Source organism: Erwinia persicina, from assembly GCF_014838825.1.
GTDB classification, from domain to species: Bacteria; Pseudomonadota; Gammaproteobacteria; order Enterobacterales; family Enterobacteriaceae; genus Erwinia; species Erwinia persicina_A.
Genome location: NZ_JACYMO010000007.1, coordinates 121,986 through 142,922 on the forward strand (window position 1 = coordinate 121,986; position 20,937 = coordinate 142,922).

At 54.7% G+C, this 20,937-nt stretch carries 24 protein-coding genes; 7 read left to right on the top strand and 17 right to left on the bottom strand.

Translation table 11 applies throughout. From position 1 onward, the window contains the following. The first annotated feature begins 3 nt into the window (after nt 1-3). Entirely contained in the window at nt 4-1,131 is a 1,128-nt protein-coding gene (locus IFU29_RS16835; protein WP_191934925.1) for a ribosomal protein uL16 3-hydroxylase, read from the top strand. Between the two features lie 73 nt (nt 1,132-1,204). Here IFU29_RS16835 and pepT read toward each other — a convergent pair whose 3' ends face one another. Both pepT and IFU29_RS16845 read right to left on the bottom strand, forming a co-directional pair. Then, complete coding sequence (gene pepT, locus IFU29_RS16840) at nt 1,205-2,437, bottom strand: peptidase T (protein WP_191934926.1); 1,233 nt, start codon at nt 2,435-2,437, stop codon at nt 1,205-1,207. An 89-nt stretch (nt 2,438-2,526) separates the two neighbouring features. Further along, a complete protein-coding gene (locus IFU29_RS16845; protein ID WP_191934927.1) occupies nt 2,527-3,081 on the bottom strand; it encodes a helix-turn-helix domain-containing protein in 555 nt (184 codons plus the stop codon). Between the two features lie 105 nt (nt 3,082-3,186). Between IFU29_RS16845 and IFU29_RS16850 the strand changes: the two genes are divergently transcribed. Then, a complete protein-coding gene (locus IFU29_RS16850; protein ID WP_191934928.1) occupies nt 3,187-4,359 on the top strand; it encodes a benzoate/H(+) symporter BenE family transporter in 1,173 nt (390 codons plus the stop codon). Here the strand turns inward: IFU29_RS16850 and cobB are convergent. From cobB to lolC, 4 genes are all read right to left on the bottom strand, one after another. Then, a complete protein-coding gene (cobB, locus tag IFU29_RS16855) occupies nt 4,309-5,217 on the bottom strand; it encodes a Sir2 family NAD+-dependent deacetylase (RefSeq protein WP_191934963.1) in 909 nt (302 codons plus the stop codon). The genes IFU29_RS16850 and cobB overlap by 51 nt on opposite strands. 171 nt (nt 5,218-5,388) lie before the next feature. Continuing rightward, entirely contained in the window at nt 5,389-6,633 is a 1,245-nt protein-coding gene (gene lolE, locus IFU29_RS16860; RefSeq protein ID WP_191934929.1) for a lipoprotein-releasing ABC transporter permease subunit LolE, read from the bottom strand. Next, entirely contained in the window at nt 6,633-7,337 is a 705-nt protein-coding gene (gene lolD / locus IFU29_RS16865) for a lipoprotein-releasing ABC transporter ATP-binding protein LolD (protein ID WP_191934930.1), read from the bottom strand. Before lolD ends, lolE begins: the two co-directional genes overlap by 1 nt. Then, nucleotides 7,330-8,529, bottom strand: a complete 1,200-nt coding sequence (gene lolC / locus IFU29_RS16870; RefSeq protein WP_191934931.1) for a lipoprotein-releasing ABC transporter permease subunit LolC — start codon at nt 8,527-8,529, stop codon at nt 7,330-7,332. The genes lolD and lolC overlap by 8 nt, the downstream gene beginning before the upstream one ends. A gap of 626 nt (nt 8,530-9,155) precedes the next feature. Here lolC and IFU29_RS16875 point away from each other — a divergent pair. Next, the gene (locus tag IFU29_RS16875; protein ID WP_191934932.1) at nt 9,156-10,550 is read left to right on the top strand and encodes a GGDEF domain-containing protein; all 1,395 of its coding nucleotides are present in this window, start codon (nt 9,156-9,158) and stop codon (nt 10,548-10,550) included. Nucleotides 10,551-10,611: 61 nt separating this feature from the next. Here the strand turns inward: IFU29_RS16875 and IFU29_RS16880 are convergent, their stop codons facing one another. From IFU29_RS16880 to IFU29_RS16905, 6 genes are all read right to left on the bottom strand, one after another. Continuing rightward, a complete protein-coding gene (locus IFU29_RS16880) occupies nt 10,612-10,875 on the bottom strand; it encodes a hypothetical protein (protein ID WP_191934933.1) in 264 nt (87 codons plus the stop codon). Nucleotides 10,876-11,008: 133 nt separating this feature from the next. Beyond that, nucleotides 11,009-12,757, bottom strand: a complete 1,749-nt coding sequence (locus IFU29_RS16885; protein ID WP_191934934.1) for an amylovoran biosynthesis protein AmsF — start codon at nt 12,755-12,757, stop codon at nt 11,009-11,011. 270 nt (nt 12,758-13,027) lie between these two features. Continuing rightward, complete coding sequence (locus tag IFU29_RS16890; RefSeq protein WP_244633734.1) at nt 13,028-13,324, bottom strand: hypothetical protein; 297 nt, start codon at nt 13,322-13,324, stop codon at nt 13,028-13,030. Then, complete coding sequence (locus IFU29_RS16895; RefSeq protein ID WP_244633741.1) at nt 13,321-13,644, bottom strand: DUF7940 domain-containing protein; 324 nt, start codon at nt 13,642-13,644, stop codon at nt 13,321-13,323. The genes IFU29_RS16890 and IFU29_RS16895 overlap by 4 nt, the downstream gene beginning before the upstream one ends. 20 nt (nt 13,645-13,664) lie before the next feature. Further along, nucleotides 13,665-14,132 carry a glycoside hydrolase family protein gene (locus IFU29_RS16900; protein ID WP_191934936.1) on the bottom strand — a complete coding sequence of 156 codons (468 nt, stop codon included), beginning with the start codon at nt 14,130-14,132 and terminating at the stop codon, nt 13,665-13,667. Between the two features lie 210 nt (nt 14,133-14,342). Continuing rightward, the gene (locus tag IFU29_RS16905) at nt 14,343-14,714 is read right to left on the bottom strand and encodes an antiterminator Q family protein (protein ID WP_191934937.1); all 372 of its coding nucleotides are present in this window, start codon (nt 14,712-14,714) and stop codon (nt 14,343-14,345) included. Nucleotides 14,715-15,197: 483 nt separating this feature from the next. Between IFU29_RS16905 and IFU29_RS16910 the strand changes: the two genes are divergently transcribed. Further along, entirely contained in the window at nt 15,198-15,800 is a 603-nt protein-coding gene (locus tag IFU29_RS16910) for a helix-turn-helix domain-containing protein (protein WP_244633735.1), read from the top strand. A 390-nt stretch (nt 15,801-16,190) separates the two neighbouring features. Then, complete coding sequence (locus IFU29_RS16915) at nt 16,191-16,472, top strand: hypothetical protein (protein ID WP_191934938.1); 282 nt, start codon at nt 16,191-16,193, stop codon at nt 16,470-16,472. A gap of 37 nt (nt 16,473-16,509) precedes the next feature. Here the strand turns inward: IFU29_RS16915 and IFU29_RS16920 are convergent, their stop codons facing one another. The 4 genes from IFU29_RS16920 to IFU29_RS22530 form a co-directional block, all read right to left on the bottom strand. Next, nucleotides 16,510-16,689 carry a hypothetical protein gene (locus IFU29_RS16920; protein WP_191934939.1) on the bottom strand — a complete coding sequence of 60 codons (180 nt, stop codon included), beginning with the start codon at nt 16,687-16,689 and terminating at the stop codon, nt 16,510-16,512. Between the two features lie 250 nt (nt 16,690-16,939). Beyond that, nucleotides 16,940-17,896, bottom strand: coding sequence for a chemotaxis protein (locus IFU29_RS16925; protein ID WP_191934940.1), 957 nt, complete (start codon nt 17,894-17,896; stop codon nt 16,940-16,942). 535 nt (nt 17,897-18,431) lie between these two features. Continuing rightward, nucleotides 18,432-18,641 carry a hypothetical protein gene (locus tag IFU29_RS16930; protein WP_191934941.1) on the bottom strand — a complete coding sequence of 70 codons (210 nt, stop codon included), beginning with the start codon at nt 18,639-18,641 and terminating at the stop codon, nt 18,432-18,434. After that, a complete protein-coding gene (locus IFU29_RS22530) occupies nt 18,641-18,880 on the bottom strand; it encodes a hypothetical protein (RefSeq protein WP_244633736.1) in 240 nt (79 codons plus the stop codon). The genes IFU29_RS16930 and IFU29_RS22530 overlap by 1 nt, the downstream gene beginning before the upstream one ends. 142 nt (nt 18,881-19,022) lie before the next feature. Between IFU29_RS22530 and IFU29_RS16935 the strand changes: the two genes are divergently transcribed. Next, on the top strand, nt 19,023-20,126 hold the full coding sequence (locus IFU29_RS16935; RefSeq protein ID WP_191934942.1) for an acyltransferase family protein: 1,104 nt from the start codon (nt 19,023-19,025) through the stop codon (nt 20,124-20,126). Here the strand turns inward: IFU29_RS16935 and IFU29_RS16940 are convergent. Next, nucleotides 20,118-20,585, bottom strand: coding sequence for a hypothetical protein (locus IFU29_RS16940; RefSeq protein ID WP_191934943.1), 468 nt, complete (start codon nt 20,583-20,585; stop codon nt 20,118-20,120). The two genes, IFU29_RS16935 and IFU29_RS16940, sit on opposite strands and share 9 nt — an antisense overlap. 262 nt (nt 20,586-20,847) lie before the next feature. Between IFU29_RS16940 and IFU29_RS16945 the strand changes: the two genes are divergently transcribed. Next, the coding region (locus tag IFU29_RS16945; protein ID WP_191934944.1) for a transposase at nt 20,848-20,937 on the top strand (90 nt) is incomplete at its 3' end.

Sequence of the window (20,937 nt, forward strand, 5' to 3'; positions counted from 1 at the left end):
ATCATGGATTATCAGCTCGATCTCAACTGGCCCGACTTTATACAGCGCTACTGGCAGAAACGCCCGGTAGTGCTTAAGCGCGGTTTTAAAAACTTCGTTGACCCCATTTCTCCCGATGAACTGGCCGGTCTGGCCATGGAGAACGAAGTTGACAGTCGCCTGGTCAGCCATCAGGACGGTCAGTGGCAGGTCAGCCACGGCCCGTTTGAGAGCTTTGATCATCTTGGTGAGAATAACTGGTCACTGCTGGTTCAGGCGGTCGACCACTGGCATGAGCCCTCCGCAGCGCTGATGCACCCTTTCAGGATGATCCCTGACTGGCGCGTGGACGATCTGATGATCTCCTTCTCCGTGCCCGGCGGCGGGGTTGGCCCGCACTTTGACCAGTATGACGTCTTCATTATTCAGGGCACCGGCCGTCGTCGCTGGCGCGTGGGGGAGAAAGCAGAGCTGAAGCAGCACTGTCCGCATCCCGATCTGCTTCAGGTCGAACCTTTTGAAGCCATTATTGATGAAGAGCTGGAACCGGGTGATATTCTTTATATTCCACCGGGGTTCCCTCACGAAGGCTACTCGCTGGAAAATGCCATTAACTATTCAGTTGGCTTCCGTGCGCCGAGCGGACGTGAGCTGATCAGCGGCTTTGCCGATTACGTGCTGGCGCGCGAACTGGGCAGCCGTCGCTTCAGCGATCCGGACGTCCAGCCCCGTGAGCACAACGCAGAGATCCTGCCTGCCGAGCTGGACGGTATCCGTGCCATGATGCTGGATGTGATTAACCAGCCAGCGCATTTCAACCAGTGGTTTGGCGAGTTTATCTCGCAGTCACGTCACGAGCTGGATGTGGCACCACCTGAACCGCCGTATCAGCCGGATGAGATTTACGATGCACTGCAGCAGGGCGATCGCCTGTCGCGCCTGGGCGGCTTGCGCGTGGTGTCCATTGGTGACGCGGTGTTTATCAATGGCGAACAGGTCAGCTCTCCGCATGGTGCGGCGCTGACCGCGCTGGCGAATGATTTAACCCTCGGTCACGACCAGTTTGGCGACGCGCTGGACGATCCCTCCTTCCTCGCCCAGCTGGCGGCGCTGGTCAACAGCGGTTACTGGTACTTCGATAGCGAAGATTAATTCTGCCCGATAACGGTACGGGGCGACCGGAATGACAGGTCGCCCCTGCGGGAATACCGGCATCTTTGTTTCTTCAGGGTTTTGCCTGCTCCGCCGTTAAAACGGCAATCCGCGTGATCACCTTCACCGCCTGCTCCATATTATCCAGCGACGCAAACTCGTGCCGCCCGTGGTAGTTATATCCCCCGGTAAACAGGTTCGGACAGGGTAACCCCATAAATGACAGCTGCGCTCCATCTGTCCCTCCCCGAATAGGCTTCACCTTTGGCGTAATACCGCAGTCACGCATCGCCGCCAGCGCCAGCTCTATACTCTGCGGGCACGCTTCCACCTGCTCACGCATATTGTAATAGCTGTCTTCCACCACCACTTCCACGGAGGAAGGTGCTGCCAGGCTCTGCTCCAGCCGCGCGCCAGCCTCTATCAGAACTTGCTTACGCGACTCAAAACCGCTGCGCGTAAAATCGCGCACGATGTAGTGCAGTTCAGCACGATCCACGCTGCCTTTGATCCCGTGCAAGTGCCAGAAGCCTTCATAGCCCGAGGTTTTTTCCGGCACCTCATCTTCCGGGACTTCCCGGTGGAAACGCATCGCAGCATCCAGGGCATTAACCATCACCCCCTTCGCACTGCCGGGATGGACGTTATTCCCGGTGATTTTTACCGTCACCGAGGCGGCATTGAAGTTTTCATACTCAAATTCCCCCATCCCGCCGCCATCCAAGGTATAGGCCCAGTCAGCGCCGAAGGCCGCCACATCGAAATGCTGGATACCACGCCCAATCTCCTCATCGGGGGTGAAGGCCACGCGCACCTCGCCGTGAGCCACCGTACCGGACGTGAGATGCGCCAGCGCCGTCATGATTTCCGCAATACCGGCTTTATCATCCGCGCCGAGCAGGGTTTTCCCGTCGGTGGTGATCAGCGTGTGTCCGATCAGCTCGTGCAGCACCGGAAACATCACCGGCGACAGGATCTCATCCCCCACGCCGAGGGCAATATCGCCCCCGCGATAGTTTTCAATCACCTGCGGGTTAACGTTCTTCGCCGTAAAATCCGGTGACGTATCCATATGGGAAATAAAGCCGATAACGGGCGCGGGCCAGCTGACGTTCGACGGCAGCGTGGCCATAACAATACCGCGCGCGCTGCAGCTGACGTCACTCAGCCCCATGGCGCGCAGCTCGTCACAAAGCCGCTGAGCCAGGCGTAGTTGCCCCTCGGTACTGGGGACATGACGAACGTTACCTTTAGATTGCGTATCGAAAGACACATAGTGTAAGAAGCGATCGAGTAAATTATTCATCTGTCTTCCCTTTGGATGCCAGCGCTTATTATGGATAGCGCCATCATGTTAAATATTGTTTCAGGTCAGTTTAGTACGCAGGCGCTGAATTAACGTGGCGGATAATGGATGAGATCATGAAAACGCACCGGCACGCTTCCGGAATTACGATACGCATGAGGCCGATCAGCCTGAAAACGCAGCCCTTCGCCTGCGGCCAGCGACTGCCAGACGCCCTCCACCTGCACCTCAAGTACCCCGTTAATCACCACGACATGCTCAACCACCCCAGCCTCATGGGCGGCGGACTGGCTGCTGGCACCGGCGGCAAGCTCAATCACCAGCATCTCAAAGCTGAGCGCAGGATCAAACGGAAACAGCGGTACCGCCTGCATGATCTTATCCGCCGGCGGGTAGCCACATCGTTGACGGCGCGGTGCCGCTTCGTCTGCGGCCTCTGGTGCGATAAAAACCGAGAACGGCAAATTAAAGCCCGTGGCGATTTTCCACAGCGTGGCAATGGTCGGGCTGGATTCCCCGCGCTCAATTTGTCCCAGCATCGCTTTACTGACGCCCGTGGCCTGTGCAGCCCGGGTCAGGCTCCAGCCCCGTTCGCTGCGCCGGGCTCTGAGCATGTGCGCCAGATGGTGTTGTAAACTGTCCACGTCGTTGTCTCCCTTTCGTCAGCGGAGAGTATAACCACTTGTACGTTATAACGCACAGTGATAGCTTGTGCGTTATAACGGTCAACCTTACCACGGGATCTCGCTATGCGCCCCCCTCTCACCCTGCGTCATCTGACATTTCCTGCCGTCGTGGCCGGATTTGTCGCCGTGCTGGTCGGCTATACCAGCTCTGCGGCGATCATTTTCCAGGCCGCCGGGGCGGCCGGTGCCACCGTCGCACAGACGGGCGGCTGGCTGACGATGTTGGGACTGGGGATGGGCATCACCTCTCTGGGGCTGTCCCTGTGGTATCGCACACCCGTACTGACCGCGTGGTCGACGCCGGGGGCGGCACTGCTGGTCACCAGCCTGCCGGGTACGTCACTCAATGAAGCCATCGGGGTGTTTATCTTCGCCTCGGCGCTGATCCTGATTTGTGGGGTGACGGGGTTGTTTGCCCGCCTGATGAATTACATACCACAGGCGATCTCTGCGGCGATGCTGGCCGGTATTCTGCTGCGTTTCGGCATCGATGCCTTCGCCGCCCTGCAGGTAAACTTCGCCCTGAGCGGCACCATGTGCCTGGTGTATCTGCTGTCCCGCCGCCTGCTGCCGCGCTACGCCATCGTGCTGACCCTGCTGGCCGGCCTGACGGTCGCTCTCGTGCAGGGCAATGTCCACGTCTCCCACGCACAAAGCCTGGTGATGCCGGAATTTATCCCTCCGCACTTTACCCTCTCCTCCCTGCTGGGCGTCGGTATTCCGTTTTTTGTCGTCACCATGGCGTCGCAGAATGCTCCCGGGATCGCCACGCTGAAAGCCCATGGTTATGCGTTGCCGGTATCGCCGCTGATTGCCTGGACCGGGCTGACGGCTCTGCTGCTCGCCCCTTTCGGGGGGTTCACTGTATGTATTGCCGCCATTACTGCGGCTATCTGTATGGGGCCGGAGGTCCACAGCGATCCACAGCGGCGGTACTGGGCAGCCGCAGCGGCCGGGGTGTTTTATCTGCTGGCAGGAGTGTTTGGCGGGGCGATCAGTGGGCTGTTTACCGCGCTGCCGCAGGCGCTGATCCATACCATTGCCGGTCTGGCACTGCTGGGGACCATTGCCGGGAGCTTGCAGCGGGCGTTAAGCGATGAGCAACAGCGGGATGCGGCGGTGATCGCTTTTCTGATCACCGCCTCTGGCGTCACCCTGCTTGGCATAGGGGCCGCCTTCTGGGGATTAATCGGTGGGGTTATCGCCCACCTGATCTTCTCGCTGGCCAAACGCTGACGGGGCATCATCGCCGGTCAGCGCCGGACGGGCAATATTCGCCAGCAGATCCTGCACCCAATCAGGTACTACTTCACTGGCCAGTCCGTACTGTTTTTCTTCAAACTCACTGCCGACCTGGCTTGGCTCCAGGTTCAGTTCCACGGTGTGAGCGCCTTGGATGCGGGCCTCATGGACAAAGCCCGCCGCCGGGTAGACATGCCCGGAGGTGCCAATTGCCACGAAATAGTCAGCCTGAGCCAGCGCCTGGTAGATCTCATCCATCTGGAGCGGCATTTCGCCAAACCACACCACGTGCGGGCGCAGCACTGACGGGAACTGACAGCAGTGGCAGCGGTCGTCAGGTTTAACATCCTCGGTCCAGTGCAGGATCTGCCCGCTGGCGGCACAGCGCACCTTAAGCAATTCACCGTGCATGTGGATCACGTTACGGTTTCCGGCACGCTCATGCAGGTTATCAATATTCTGCGTGACCAGCAGGAAGTGGTCACCCAGCGCCGACTCCAGCTCGGCCAGCGCCCGGTGCGCCGCGTTCGGCTGAATGTCATCCTGCTGCAGCTGCCGGCGGCGCGCATTGTAAAACGCCTGCACAAGTTGCGGATCGCGAGCAAATCCTTCCGGCGTCGCCACATCTTCCACTTTGTGCTCTTCCCACAGGCCATCTGCGGCGCGGAAGGTACGAATGCCGGACTCAGCAGAGATACCCGCGCCGGTCAGGACGACCACGCGTGGCAGTGGATGGCGGGCAATTTCAATATTACGGTCGCGTTCGAAAATGCGCTGACGGAAACGCTGATGAACCTGGCGTCGGGTCTTTTTGTAGCGTGCCAGCCTGAGGCGGCGACGGGGAGTGCGCATCATCAAATACCTCTAATCCTTAATATGCAGGAGTGCAGCACTGTGCACTCCGCCAGGGAGTGTGTCCCTGATAATAACGGGTGATCGTCCCGGGTGCACTGAGAGTCTGCCGCTAAACCGGCTGGCGGGTCAAAAAAACGCTTCCCGCCAGACGCCCTCGTGCCTCCCGGCTTACTGGCCGCTCAGTACGCGTGCCGGATCGATACGGCTGGCACGTCGTGCCGGATACCAGCTGGCAAGCAGGCTGAGCAGCAGCGACGTCACCAGCACGATGCCGACATCGCGCCAGTGCAGCTCCGACGGCAGGAAATCAATAAAGTAGATGTCCCCGGAAAGGAAATGATACCCGGTCAGCGCTTCAATCGCATGAATGATCGGTGTCAGATTGAGAGCGGCCAGCACGCCTACCACCACGCCGCTGACGCTGCCTACCAGCCCGGCCAGCAAACCATACCAGACAAAGATGGCACGGATCAGGCCGTCTCTTGCCCCCAGGGTGCGCAGCACGGCAATGTCGCTGCTTTTATCTTTCACTGCCATCACCAGGGTCGACACGATATTGAAACAGGCGACGCCAATCACCAGCACCATCGCCAGATACATGATGGCGCGGATCATCTGAATATCGCGGTACATATAACCGTAGGTCCCCACCCAGCTGCGGATATACACATACGCATGGGTGACTTCCCCCGCCTGACGCACCAGGCTCACCGCGTTGAACGGATCGGCCGCTTTAATGGCGATGCCGGTGACACTCTCTCCCATCCCCAGCAGCTGCTGGGCATCGGCCAGCGGCACCAGGGCCAGGCTGTGGTCAAGCATCCCGCTCAGCTTGAGGATCCCGGCTACCTGTAAGCGCACGCGCTTAGGCTGTAACAGTTTATTCCCGGCGTCGCTGTTGGGGATCATGATCGTCAGCCAGTCACCCTGCCTGACCTTCAGGCTGGTCGCAACCCCCTGCCCCAGCAGGATCTGCTGCTTACCGGCAGCAAACGTTTGCCAGGCACCACCCTGCACGTAGGAGGGCAGCGCACTGAGGCGGCTCTCCTGCTGTGGGTCAACGCCTTTCACCTGAACCGCCTGCAGCTTACTGCCGCTCTCGATCAGTCCGGTGAAATTAATGTACGGTGCCGCTGCGGCAATGCCGGGAACCTGCTCAATTTTTGGCAACAGCCCCTGCCAGCCAGTAAAGGGCTGGTTGACCGGCTCAATTTCCCCGTGCGGTACTACGGCCAGAATGCGGTTATTTAGCTCACGTTCAAAGCCGTTCATCGCGCTGAGGCCGACAATCAGCACTGCCACGCCCAGCGCAATCCCGACGGTGGAGATCACCGAGATCAGCGACACCATCCCTCCGCGCCGGCGGCCACGGCTGAAGCGAAGTCCAAGCAGAAGAGAGAGAGAACCCGCCATCAGAAGCTACCCGCCGTCTGCGCCTGGTCACTGAGCTGGCCGTCGCGCATTTCCATCTGACGCGACATCCGCCGGGCCAGGTTGAGGTCGTGGGTCACCACCAGGAAAGCCGTCCCCTGGCGCTGATTAAGCTCGTTCAGCAGATCAAAAATGGCATCGGCATTGCGGGCATCCAGATTCCCGGTAGGCTCGTCGGCCAGCACCAGACGCGGATTATTCACCAGCGCGCGGGCAATGGCCACGCGCTGGCGTTCCCCGCCGGACAGCTCTGACGGACGGTGAGCCGCTCGGTGATCCAGCCCGACCGCTTTCAGCATGGCAATGGCTTTCTCCTGCGCCTCTGCTTTAGCGGTTTTACCGATCAGCAGCGGCATCGCCACGTTTTCCAGCGCGCTGAAATCGGGCAGCAGATGATGGAACTGATAGATAAAGCCCAGCTCGCGGTTACGCAGCCCGGCTTTAGCAGCTGAAGACATGGCGTTCAGCGACTGCCCGTCAAAGACCACTTCGCCGGAGGTAGGCGTATCCAGCCCGCCCAGCAGATGCATCAGGGTACTTTTACCCGAGCCGGAGCTGCCGACTATCGCCATCATCTCACCCGGCTTAACGCTGAAGGTCACATTGCGCAGGACATCGGTCTGCACGCTGCCTTCCTGATAGCGTTTACACAGGTTGTCGCACTGCAACAGGATCTTGTTACTCATAACGTAAAGCCTCAGCGGGTTGAACGGCGGCCGCGCGCCAGGAAGGGTAAAGCGTTGACAGCAGTGCGACGACGATCGCCGACAGTGTAATCGTCGCCACCTGGGTCAGGGAAATAGCAACCGGTAAGGCGGCACCATCGAGGAATGCCCCAATCACCGGCATCAGGTTATTCAGCTGGCTGGCCAGCAGCACGCCCAGCAGCGCGCCCACCAGTGCGCCAACGACGCCTGCCGTTGCGCCCTGCACCATAAACACCGCCACAATCTGACGACGCGTCAACCCCTGGGTTTGCAGGATCGCCACTTCTCCCTGCTTCTCCATGATCAGCAGGCCCAGTGAGGTCACAATATTAAACGCGGCCACGGCCACGATCAGGCTTAACAGCAGCCCCATCATATTTTTTTCCATTTTAACAGCCTGGAACAACTCGCCTTTGCGTTCGCGCCAGTCTTTCCATACCGTGCCTGGCGGCAGGGTCTGCTGGCTGACGCTGTCGACCTGAAGGGGTTTATCCAGCCACAGACGCCAGCCAGTAATGTTGCCCGCCGGGTAGCGCATCAGGCGTGACGCATCCTGCTGATTGACCAGAATCTGATAGCCATCCACATCGCTGTTTGAGGCAAATGTGCCGATCACGGTAAAAAGACGCTGGCTGGGAATACGCCCCATCGGCGTGAACTGGCTGGCGGAAGGCACCATCAGACGCACCTGATCGCCGCGTTTGATGCCCAGCTGACCGGCCAGCTGTTCCCCAACGATGACATTATACTGCCCCGACTGCAGCTGCTGCTGACGCACGCTGACCAGGAAAGGGGTTAACGGATCGGCTTCATCAGGGTTAATCCCGAGCATGACGCCCACCCCCACGCTGCGTGCGCTCTGCATCACCACCTCACCGGTGGTCAGCGGCGTGATACGGCTGATACCTGAGAGATGCAGACTGCTGGCAGGCAGTTTCTGCGGGTTAATCGATCCGGTCTCGCTGGTGATTAATGCCTGGGGCATCAGACCCAGCGTATTTTTTTCCAGCTCGTGCTCAAGGCCGTTCATTACTGACAGCACGGTCACCAGCGCCATGACGCCCAGCGTAATACCGACAGCGGAAAGCCAGGAAACAAACCGGCCAAAGCGGTCTGAACCACGCCCGCGCATATAGCGCAGGCCTATAAATAAGGCGACAGGCTGATACATGACATCCGTCTTTCTAAGGGCAGTAAACAATTGGGAGGGATAATAAAGGTTAGCACCGCGTTATGGAACCACTAAGCCACTGAGTCTGCACATTGTTTTGTCAATGACTGAAACACTTCACGCGTTTTTTTGTCTGGCCCCCGGCTTTACCCCCTGTGTACCAGTCCGTTTCCGGCCCGCACATTAGCCCGGCTACAGGCCAGAGTACACCTGCGCTGCGTTACGCCAGCAGGACATCAGGGCCGCAAAAAAACCTTTTTATGATTATCGTCAATACGTTAGCATCACCAGGAATTTTCCCAAACCTGTCCAGTGTGCGATTTTTTATTCGATAACTGCTCATTTTTACGCTATACGTGGCAGCGCATAACGGTACTGCGGGTAAAAAAGATTAGTTTTTCTTAACTTACTCAGCTATGCCAGCGAACGCCAGATCGTATTCATGTATAAGGTCTTATCCCGTAACTAGGAATAATCCGAATAAATTGATTTCATCAGGGTTGTCACGTATGTTGTGTGCGTCATTTTGCACCAGTCCCCTGAAGTCGATCTGTTATCAACCTACAACCAGCCAGTCAATCTGACCGTCTCGTGAGTGACCCGTTTTCATCGTCCTGAGCTTAAAGATGCCAAACTATAAATATAACGTTAACCGGGTCATCATCTTATTCGCCCTTGCCATGCTGCTGTCCACCATCGGGCTGGAATCGCGCAATTTAGCCTCGCTGTCTCTGTTCTGGCCAAGTAATGCCATTCTTCTTGGCCTGCTGATCCGCTTTCCTTCGCTGGACAAGCCCAGTACGCTGGTGGTGCTCTTCCTGGGCATGTGGAGCGCCGATGTCCTTTACGGCACCCCGGCGATCGTTGCCACAGGCCTCGATGCCGCCAATATTCTGTTTATTGCTACGGCGCGCTGGGCGCTGCTGAATGACCACTTCACCCGTGGACACCCGCGCCGCCTGCAGGCTCTGCTGCATGTTTTTCCGGCCTCACTGCTGGGAGCGGCAGTGTGCGCGCTGGCCGGTGCGCTGGTCAGCGAACACTACTTCGAGGACAAGCTTTTTAACGCCTGGTTCTCCTGGTTCTCCGAACAGATGTCCACCTCTATCCTGCTGTTGCCGCTGGTGATCAGCCTGCCCCGCCGCGATGAGCTGACTCAGCTACTGTCTGCCCTGCGCGACAGCACGGTGCTGCCGGTGATAGCGCTGGTGCTCACTACCGTGACCGGTATCTGGGTAGGCGGCGGCGGTAGCCTGCTGTTCCCCTTGCCCGCCCTGCTGTGGTGCGCCATCAGCTATCCGCTGTTTATCACCTGCTTCCTGACGCTGGTGACCGGCATTAGCGAGATTATTCTCGTGGCGGGCAACGTGCTGAACATTCAGGGCAAGGACGATCTGTTCCGCATCGACAGCCTGTCATCAGCCCGCCTTGGGGTGGCTGCGATGCTCATCAGCCCGCTGATTGTGGCACTGAGTACGGCGTCTAACCGAAAACTGGTAGCGCGCATTACCAAGCGTGCAGACTATGATTTTCTCACAGGCGCGCTGACCCGCAGCGGCCTGTCCTCCAGGCTGGAGACGCTGGTCACTCCGCGCCACCGGCCTAAGGGCTTTTTCGGTGCCGTTTTCGTTATTGATATCGATCGGTTCAAAAACATCAACGACACCTACGGCCACGCCAGCGGCGACTATGTTCTGGAAAAAACGGTGGAGTGCATTCGTCAGTGCCTGCAGCCGTCGGCGATGGTGTGCCGGATGGGGGGAGAGGAGTTTCTGGTATTAATAGAGGGAATTTCTCAGCCGCGCGCCTTTTTGTTAGCGAACCGCCTGCGCCACAGTATCGAAGAAAATGTGATTATGCTCAACGGTAACAACCTCAGCGTAACGGTCAGCATCGGCATCAGTGCGCTGAATATTAATAACGTCAATAGTCTGGATGAGTCGATTACTCGCGCCGATGAACAGCTGTACATCGCCAAGAGCAGCGGGCGCAATCAGGTTCGGCCGGAGTTTGTTTTGTAGCGAAGGGAAGGCAGTGACCCGTTTCAGGCCGGGGCCGGCCGGAGAGGCCGACCCTGAAGCATCAGGCTTCGTTTTCGATGCGGTTCGCTTCGATTTCAAAATCCTGGATGGCGGTATCAAGCGCATCCAGCAGGCCACCTTGCTGAGTCAGTAACTGATTAATTTTCTCTGCAAAGCCCGCGTCTTTGTACTCCCCCTGATCGAACGCCAGCCACTGTGCGGACAGCGTTTCAGTGTTATTCTGAGCGTAATGGCGCATTTCTTTTAGCTGCGAAGTCACGTCACGTAAGTGTTCAGTCTGCGATTTGCTTTCGTTATCACTCATGGATATTTCCTTTCATCGTTAAAAGAAGCCTACCCCTTTTGTGACCGGGCGTGACGTCGAAAGTTCACAATCCTTTTGTTTTCCGGCGAAAACGACAAAAAAAGGCCGGGTTTCCCCGGCCTTAAGTCATTGATTAATAGTAAGCAATTTTTCTGTCCGTCCCGTTAACGTTAACAGTGATATAGCCGGCAGCGGTCGTCGTCGTGGGGGGAATCGCATCGGTGGTCGCCACCGTCAGCACCCCTTTCTCATTCGCCCCCACCCCTGCCAGACCGTTGTGCAGGCTCATCCTTGCCGCAGGCGATACCGTCCCGATCGTCGTGAGATCGGTGACCTCACCCAGGTCCGGAGTGAACAGGGAACACTCCCCGGACTCAAAGCGCGTGGGGCCGGTAGACTTCAGGTTAAACATCGTGTCGCCGCTGGCGGCCTTCAGTTTCACCCAGATCTCAGAGGTCGTGGTACCAATGCGGTTGAACTTGATATCCAGCACCGCCGGGGAGCCGTGATGGCGGATATCACCATAAATGGCCGTCGCGCAGCGCGAGATCCCCAGATAGCTGGTTCCTGACGAGACCGCGCTGACCGGGTTACCCGCCGTGCCGGTGACCGCATCGTTAGACACCTTACTCACCATTTCAATGATCCACTGCTGGTTGTCGCGTGGCATAAACACCTTGCCCAGCTTGTACCATTTGTCACTGGTAGTGGTGTTATTAATTTTATACCCACTGTACCAGCCGGCACGCAGGGTGCCGGACATCTGGGTGCCGAAGCTTTCATCCCGACGCCAGCCGGTTTCATAGCCGGAAAGCCAGCGGCCCGGGGCCGTATTAAGGCTGACCGTTGCGCCTGCCTGCAGATTAAGCTGGCGGATTTGCACCCGGGCGTTATCCATATTCAGCGGATTAGCGCAGTTTTCCAGACTTAAGGCCTCCACCAGCCACTGGCCGTTACTGAGGTCGCCGGGGTTGCGGGTATGCTCAATCCACACGTTACTGATCAACCCCTGAGTGACACGCGGCATCATCAGCGTGGCATCACCGTAACCGCTCTGGAAATTGGCATTCGATAACTCAATGGCCGTGGAGTGATCCCAGACGCCCTTAACCGTATCGGACCAGCCGATATCAAATACCCGTGCATAGGTATTAATGGCATAGATTTGATCGAACTTGCTGTCCAGCGTATCCAGCAGTTTGATCGCCGTCCCTCCGTTGTTCTGCACGCGGAAGCAGGTGATCAACACGGTCTGGCCCGCGACCATGATGTTTTCAAAAAAAGGCTGCTGGTTAGTGCACATCTCGGCGGTGATCGCCCCTTTATTCGCCGTGATATCCGCCGATGCCTGGCCGTTCCAGCTGATGCCCTTGATGGTCGTGCGCCGGGCGTTGACCCTGAACACCGGTGTGGACGATTTATTCGATACAATCGTCGTTCGCGGCATCCCCCCCTGTGGATTATCATCCCCGTAGAGGTAGAAGCAGGGTATCTCGCTGGCGGACAGATCAATCGGGTTGATCAGGAACTTGCCGCCGGGGAAGCGAACGCCCAGATTCCGGCTGCTGGTATTCACCGTTTGTGCCCAGTTCAGCATCAGTTTAAAGGCTCCGCTGTCGTCGGTTATGCCGTCGCCCTTACCACCGAAGTGATAGATATTCAGCTCGTCCAGGCTGTTGACCACGCGTTTCCAGAAGAAACCCGCGCCAACCGCATACGTGCCGCCGTCATCGACCGGCAGTGCCGTGGTGATAAACCCCACGAACATGCCACCGCCGCGAAATGTGGAGTCTTTATCGTAATAACGCTTCAGCAGGGCAAAATCTCCCGCTTTAACCGGCGCGGTGGTTCGTAATTCAGCAAAAGAGTTAACTTCAATCATAATAACCTCCGGGCAGCACGCAAACGCCAGCCGCCTTATTCAGGATAAATAAAAGGGATTGAGGGAAATTGATAGAGCACGACGAACGGCCTGACACCTCCTTAATATTATTTATTCAGTACGGTTTATTTATTTTCACCTCCGCACAGCGATAACCACAGATCGTTATGAGCATTAATCTGTCTGACGGTGCGGATATCCATTAACTGTGCATCCTGTCCGTGTGTGTAAAGAGGGGAAAACAGAGTACAGGACGAATCTGTAATTAATTCACCGGCCCCGGTCGGCGTTGAATCGTGACTGCTGCAACTTACGACGAGCGTCAGCATCATTAAGGACAGCGTTAGCCGTTTGCACATTTTTTGCCTCCTCACTGTTTTCCACCTGTTTTTTGGCGACGGCGGCGGTCTGCGCCGCACTTTTCTCTGCCGCCGCGACAAGTGGGTGTTGACGGGCTTTACCCACCTGTTTACCGCCAAACCAGGCCGCGCCCAACGCTGCCAGCAGCGCCCCCACCGTCAGCAGGCCCTGCCCGCCAGCGCTCAGTAAAGAAAAAAGTGTGCTCATACCTTGCCTCCGTTCAACGCATCGCGCTGAGTGTTAAGATTTTTTTGGCGAATAAACTGTGCCATGACCGCCATCGCGACCATAAAGGCACCGATCATTCCGAGAAAATTGTGAGGAAGACAGGCTTTGACGTCCTCCGGCAGCGCCACCCAGGCATTCAGTGCTGCATCAGGAAACGACTGCACCCAGGCGGTCAGCACCGATCCCCCTGACGCCAGCCAGACCGACCAGGTTTTCACCAGCAGGCGGGCATGGTTCACCAGCGCCACCCGTCCGGACTGCGCTAACAGGCCGATCGCCAGCGATGCCGCAGCCACCAGCACAACAAACAGGGTAAATTTCACAGGACCTCCTGATAGCTTTCATAGGTTCCGCTGCGCATCACCTCAGCATGACGCCGTGCGCGCTCCGGCGTTTGTCGTGCCCACAGGCTGGCGAGCATCGACGCTGCCGCGCCGGCAAAATCCCCGTCGGCGACCCTTTGCAGGGTCTGTTTAAATGCCGTCAGGCCCTGGGTACCCAGCTGATAGGCCATGCTGCACAGCACATCAGCACGCGGCGGGTTACACTGCCGCAGTGCAGCCTGAATGGCGGGTTGCCTGAGCATCTCTTCATTCTGGCGATCCAGCACGGTCTGCATCCAGACCTCTCCGACCTTTCGTGGTACAGCGAAGAGATAATTACCGAGTGCAGCCCCGGCAGGCCCAATCTTTATTCCGCAGCCCACCGTAGGAAATCCTTCCGTATCGCGATACGGTCGTTCTTTATAACCTTCTTCAAAAAGCAGGATCTGAATAATTTGACTCATGGTTCACCTCGCTAACAGAAAATTAAATAAACGTGATGAGATATCTGACTGAATAACAACAGCCATAAATAAACACGTCAGTGAATAAAGATAATGAAGGAGGGAGAGTGAAAAACGGGTTATTAACAGTCTGGATCAGAAAATGCGTACGCAATGAACGGGCCGTAAATTATTTTTTACTTTCCCTTTAAAGTGGCGTATTCACCGTCTTCATTCCGTTATTTCGCACTCAAGCTGGCACTCCAGCGCGCTTAATACGCCGCAGACAAATCCCTCCGCTGTCTGAATTTGCTTACGCACGGTGCCATCCGCGCAGCGGCGACGGCGGGCAATCGAGCGCAGAGAAATTTGATAGAGGTAGTGGGCAACCAGAATATCGTGCTGCTCTTTATTCACCTGCCTCAGCCTGCTGATGCAGCCATCAAGGATCAGACCGTCGCGATCACCACAGGCCGGTCGCTCCGTCCCCCGGGCATGAACCAGCCCCCGGAACCCGGCCGCAACCGATGCGTAACCCAGGCGAGGCTGGCCGGTTGCCGCCCACCCTCCCCAGCGCTCAAGTAACATTCTGATATCTCGCATCTTCTGCTCCTCTGTATCGGTGCGGATAGACACTGACAGGTTGTCAGCACATTTCAGCCGTTAACACCGCTACGCCTGCCTGCCCGATGAGATCATGCAGAGCAAGGCGGCAACGGAACATCCGTCAGGAGGACGAACAGCCCCCTTACAAGTGAGCCAGCGATTAGGCTGGACGGCCTGATTGATAAAGAGCGGTGAAATAATTCAGCCAGTGCAGGCAGGCATGACTGACTGCTGCCACACTATCGTTAAATATCACGTTTACACTGGCCCTGATCCTGCCCCAGTCGATGGGAAATTCAGCGCCATGCGCAACCCTCCTGTCATCGTTGACGACAGATCTCATTCCGGTTTCTGGGTATGTGAGACACTGAAGCGATACTTATAGGTATATGTCATGCGTGAATAATAGCAAATAGTATTACACAAAATAATAGCAAAGCGTGTTTGACGAAAAATACGCGTCGCTATAAATTCTGGTATATGAAACAGAATACACTTGCCTGGCGGCTGAACACGGCCATGACCATGATGGGAATTACACAAGGTGCTCTGGCCAAAGCATCGGGCGTGTCACAGCCTACCATCTGGCGACTGACGAAAGGTGAAGCAGAGGGATCGCGCAAGCTGGTCGATATTGCCAGAGCGCTGGATATCAATGTGGAATGGCTGGCTAACGGGTCGGGCGAAATGCGCGGCACGGCGGTATCAGGCCCGGCAGATAAAATAAAAAGTGGTACTACGGTGCCGGTCTGGGATACCAGCGGAAAAACCAGTGAACAGGTGAGCGTCCCCACCGGCGTGAAGGCAAAAAAAAGCTGGCGTGCCTATATTCTTGACCGCAACAGCGGGTGCGCAGAGGCCACCGCTGGCAGCATCGTCATTATCGACTGCGATGTACCAGTTGAATCTGGAGATTTAGTCATTGCGCTGATGAATGGCCGGCTCTCCGTGTACCGTTACCTGGAAGGCCCTTCCAACGGTTTTTTAACCGTTGATGACCCCCGACTGCCTGCAGTAGAACTGTCCGGCGACGTCCTGCTTATCGGCGTCGCTATCTTCCTCATCCGCGATTTACGGCGGTAATCGCTGACGTCCTGCTCCGGCAGGATCGTCTCTTCGTAGTGACCGCCAGACACCCTGAATAACACAGATACCATCAGTTTTTCCTCGCGGTAAACCATCAGCGCCCTCTCATCATGACCCTGACAGTGTTCATCTTTCGATATAACTGAATAGATTAGTAAAGCTTTTGACATGTTCGCCATAAAACTGACAATTAATGACAATAAAATATTTAAAATCAACGATTTCAACAAAATACATCGATAGCATAGGTTATTTAACTCATAACCATTGATATTGATAATAACCCTGGCTATCGTTTTTATAAGCGTAAAACATCAGCAGCGCTTAGGGGATATTTCCTGTCACACATCGGGGATCAGATCGCTGCTTCCTGTACCGGAGGTTTTTATGGCAACGATATTCTGGAAAACGGCGGCACCCTTCGGTACCTGTCGCAGCCGCTACAAAGCACGACGGGCAGAGATTGTCGCCGCGCGACAGCGTGAGAAAAGGCTGTTGCGCAAAATTGGCACGCTGCTGGGGGAAAGAGCGGAGATTACACTGAGCCAGAAGATGCGCGGAGCGGGAGGCGCGTTACCGCAGTGTGCGCACTGTGGCTTGCCCGGCACGGGTCACCGGACGGCCTGCACGTTTTGCCTTGCGGCGATTCAGGCCATGAGCGCGGAGTAAAAAACCAGGCCGCGCGGGCGGCCCGATCGTTACTGGGTCAGGCCTGGCTGTCATCATCGCTAAGGAATGACTGAATAAACGCCCGCTGTGCTGGCGTAAGTACCCAGCCGTCCATATCCACGCTGAGAGGATGGGCCCTGTCCTGACCGGCAGGAGAAGGCCCGGCAGTCGGATCGGTCGGGGGACTCGGGGGGTGTTGCAGATTGTCTTTATCCATAAGTTCTGATGAAGGAACCACAGTGAGAAAGGTCGCCAGTCGTATCAGGTCCCTACGGGTGCCCTACGCCTTTGATACTCTCCCTCCACGCCTTCCAGTCTCCGTTAAACAATGCCTGCTGTCATTTTAGGATTTTTCAGTCTGGTGATAAGTGAATTTTTCTGATGTATGTCTTGATAAACTGTTGCCGCTACCGTTTACACACAGGAAGGCGAGCCATCTGACGCCCTCACCTCCCTGCTTCCGACCGTCAGTACACGGCGTCTTCCAGCACCTGATGGATCACCGCTGACAGCTGGCTGATCTCAAATTTGGCCACATAACCGTTAGCCCCCACCTTACGGACGTGATCTTCGTTGGCGCTCCCTGACAGGGAAGAGTGGATCACCACCGGCAGTCCTTTCAGATTATGATCGCTTTTAATGTTGCGAGTCAGTGTAAAACCATCCATCTCTGGCATTTCAAGGTCGGTCAGCACCAGCGCAATTTTGTCATGGATGGAGAGGCCCTCCTCCTGTGCTTCGCGATAGAGTTTTTTAATTTTTTCCCACGCTTCCAGGCCCGTAGTGTGCATTTCTGCCGGGATGCCCATGGCTTTCAGCCCCTGCTCCAGCATCTGGCGCGCCACCTTCGAATCCTCCGCCACAATGGCTATCGCCCCCGGCTTCAGCTTGAAAGTTTTCACCTTGATGTCGTCTTCTTTCACTTCACGCACGGAAGGAATGACATCATGCAGGATCTGCTCAACGTCCAGCACCATTGCCATATTATTGTTATTATCCAGACAGGCGATGCTGGTGATGTTACGCGTGCTGACGCCGGACTCCGCTGCATGAACCTGACTCCAGTCCAGACGCACGATATCTTCTACCGATTCTACCGCAAACGCCTGCGTGCTGCGGGCATACTCAGTGACCAGCAGCAGGTTCAGTCCGGTGGCTGGGGTGCAGCCAGCCACCGCAGGCAGGTCGATAACCGGGATCAACTGACCGCGAATATTGGCCATCCCGAGCAGCGGTGACTTCATACCTGCCGCACGGGTGATGGTGGTCATCGGTACAATTTCACGCAGCTTAAAGACGTTAATACCGAATAACTCTGGCTTATCTTCCTGATGAGCAGACCCCAGACGGAATAACAACAGTTCGAACTTGTTCGATAATGCGAGATTCGCTCTCTCGTCTATCTCTTTTTGAAAGTTATCCATGTCTACCTCAAGGTGATGATTCATTGTTGTCAGCCGGCGCGGGTCAGCACGCGCTCAGGAACGCTGTTGAAAGTTATCGGCAGTGGCAGGGAAAAATACAGGGGGGGGTTGCAGGATTTGTGACCGGGGGAGGTAAATTTGCACGGCGTGCATATCCCATGGCGGGCAGGGCTGCGCCAGAGGAGCCCCTGTGGGATCCGCTGCTGTTAAAACGGCAGGGCCAACGATCGCCGGCCCTGTTCAGTGCTCGTTGCCAGTCTGCTAAACCTGCATGTTCATGATGTCGGTCTCAACTGACTGATAGTTAGGTTAATTCAGGTTGATACGTGGTTTTGCAGATGCATACCGCAAAGTTTAAACGCTCACATCGTCGGGTTTGCGTTGCTTTGCGGTATTTTTTTGTGCAACCAGTGTGCTACTGCTCAAATCACCCGCCCATTACTATCGTAGAGATGAACTACGGCAGCCACGACTATTCCGATCACAGTTAGCTCTGCCAGTGCATCCCCCTCTATCGAATCACCTTCGGTCGTAATCACACAGCGCCCATCAGCTTTCCTATGCCATGCTCACCCAACCACTCATAACACAGCGTTGAGCCATCCCGGGGCTTTATTGCTGCATCGACGACGTACGTCATGCCGTCGTACTCAACCAGTTTCGTGGCGGCAGGGTGGCGGATGAATATGGCGTTAAGGTCGATACGGGGTTCGATATAGTCTTTTGCCGGTGAAGGGAATCCCATCAGTGAACCCTCCCCATGTTGCGAAGGATCCAGTAGTGGTTGTCTGTCCCGTCAGTCGTCTTATCTGTGAAGTCTGGCTGGTAGCGCTCTATCCATGCATTGGCGTCTGAACGGGTAAAGTGCCAGTTGTAGTCACGCAGCTTCTCGATGAAGCTGTCTGTGCTCAGATAGCGATATCCCTTAGGGTTGAGCTGTATGACCGCAACTAAAGCGGCGTGTATGTCTGCTGTGCGTGGCATAGTCACCTCACAAAATAACCGTATAAACATACAGCATTACTTTTTGCTGTAGTCGATCAAGTATAGATATAGTGATATTATTGAGAAACTATCTAAATGTATGTTGTCACGATGATTTTAGCCACCTAACCATGGTCTGATAATGAACAATCACAAAATTCAATCAATACACTATCTCCGCGGCATCGCCGCATTGTTGGTAGTGGGATTTCATGCAAGGCAAATGCTAAATGGAATGTTTGGAATTAAGGATTTAGGCAACTTTTTGCTACTTAACGGGCAGGCAGGAGTAGACCTTTTTTTCATCATAAGCGGTTTCATCATCTCTTACTCAACACACGATAAGGAACGATCTTCTGCTGGCTCTTTTATTTTAAGAAGATTTTTTCGCATTTACCCTGTATTTATAGCATCATTATTATTATGTTATTTAGTCGTCAATTACATTAAACCAATTGAAATATCATCATTAATAAAATCAGCATTGCTAATTCATACCAACTATTCAATGCACGGCCCATTCTTTGGTTATAACGTACTATATACAGCATGGACGCTCACTTATGAACTATATTTTTATATGATATTCGTAATTGCAATGTCTATCAATCATTACCATAGAGTTTTAATTGCATCAGCTCTTCTATTGTTGCCAGGAATTATACTTCAGAGTATTTACAACGATGAAATATCCCTTTCAGGAGACATGCTGTTAAACGGAACTAGCATCACAATGCTTAATTTCTTTGCATCACCAATGTTGATTGAGTTTATATATGGAATGTTATTACATAAACTTGTGAGCAATGTTAATTTAGCAAAACACTCCGGAATTATATTATTCACTTGCCTTTCGTTTGTTTTTATTTGCTATTTTAGCAATTTCAGAATTGGATCCGGTCCGTTAAATTATGGCATGTGGGGGCTAGCAATAATTGTTGGATTGATGCTCTTCGAACAATCCCATGATATCGGAAAGAGTAGAATCCTCACGGTTCTTGGTGATATATCTTACTCACTTTATTTAACGCACGTCATTGTGATTTATGTGATGACATATTACTCTAGTTACGTTCCTATGTATGAAAAAACTAGTGGAATATCCAGGTTTGCATACATGGTATGCGCCTCAGTAACATTTTCTTGGTTAACGTATGAATATCTAGAAAAGCCGTTCATCATGATTGGAAAGAGAATAATAAAAGCGGGCTGGCGTCCAGTCCCAGCCACGAATTCGTTACAATGACGTACCATCACTGATGTTTGCAGGGTCTGAGCCTCGCTTTATTCTCAACCCTGTGCCATCATCCCATAATCTAATAGCCCCAATTCTCAGGAATCCGCCATTCCAGTTCCCGGGAAAGCTAACACATTCAGTCCTGCCCTGGTCAGCATAGATGATTGTTTGCGATCCTAAATTGTTAGCTAATGGCGTCGGCCCAGTTGACTTAAAACCAAACATACGGACGCGAGAGGTATTGTCAGTCTGAAGCGGGACATAGGCGGAACCAACTGCAACGATGAATAGATCATTAATGGTTACCTGCGAATTACCTGAAACAGTTATTGCACTAACACCAGATAAGTTGATGTTGTACGAAGCCTGAAGTCCGTTAAATGTCACTTGGCTATCTACAATAGCGCAAAGTCGTCCATCACCGGAAACCACGGTCAGGTTTTCAATTCCATAAGTGTTAATGTTCACTCCATTGCACCGCGCAATAGAAAAGGCGTAACGTGTTCTCAAATCTTCACTGTAGCAACTAGTCAGAGATGTATAATTCATCTCGGTCAGAATCCAGCTGTACTTGTAGCCAACAATCCCAACACGCTCAAATGTACCTGAAGTACCTGACCCGAGACCGTTCTGTATAGGTGTAACGTTTATACCAACACTGACCTGCTCCCCGTTGATTAACACACCGCGATGTTAGTAATGTCTTCATAAGCCACTTGAGGACATCCCCATGAAGACGCGTTTTTCCGACGAACAGATCATCAGTATTCTCCGCGAGGCCGAAGCCGGAGTTTCTGCCCGTGAGCTCTGCCGTAAGCAC